Genomic DNA, 700 nt, shown 5'->3' with positions numbered 1-700 from the left:
TAAGCTCTGAAAGGAGGTGATCCAGCCGCACCTTCCGATACGGCTACCTTGTTACGACTTCACCCCAGTCATGAATCCTACCGTGGTAATCGCCCCCCTTGCGGTTAGGCTAACTACTTCTGGTAAAACCCACTCCCATGGTGTGACGGGCGGTGTGTACAAGACCCGGGAACGTATTCACCGCGACATGCTGATCCGCGATTACTAGCGATTCCGACTTCACGCAGTCGAGTTGCAGACTGCGATCCGGACTACGATCGGGTTTCTGGGATTGGCTCCCCCTCGCGGGTTGGCGACCCTCTGTCCCGACCATTGTATGACGTGTGAAGCCCTACCCATAAGGGCCATGAGGACTTGACGTCATCCCCACCTTCCTCCGGTTTGTCACCGGCAGTCTCATTAGAGTGCCCTTTCGTAGCAACTAATGACAAGGGTTGCGCTCGTTGCGGGACTTAACCCAACATCTCACGACACGAGCTGACGACAGCCATGCAGCACCTGTGTTCCGGTTCTCTTGCGAGCACTCCTAAATCTCTTCAGGATTCCAGACATGTCAAGGGTAGGTAAGGTTTTTCGCGTTGCATCGAATTAATCCACATCATCCACCGCTTGTGCGGGTCCCCGTCAATTCCTTTGAGTTTTAATCTTGCGACCGTACTCCCCAGGCGGTCAACTTCACGCGTTAGCTGCGCTACCAAGG

General features: G+C 54.6%; 1 rRNA gene. It reads right to left on the bottom strand.

Annotation, left to right across the window (positions count from 1 at the left end):
- Window positions 1-9: 9 nt before the first annotated feature.
- Window positions 10-700, bottom strand: a 16S ribosomal RNA gene (locus tag IB258_RS30195); the annotation flags it as partial.

Source organism: Achromobacter sp. ACM02, assembly GCF_014851605.1.
GTDB classification, from domain to species: domain Bacteria; phylum Pseudomonadota; class Gammaproteobacteria; order Burkholderiales; family Burkholderiaceae_B; genus Achromobacter; species Achromobacter aegrifaciens.
The sequence above is the reverse complement of the archived record's forward strand: the minus strand, read 5'-3'. Positions and strand labels throughout refer to the sequence as shown.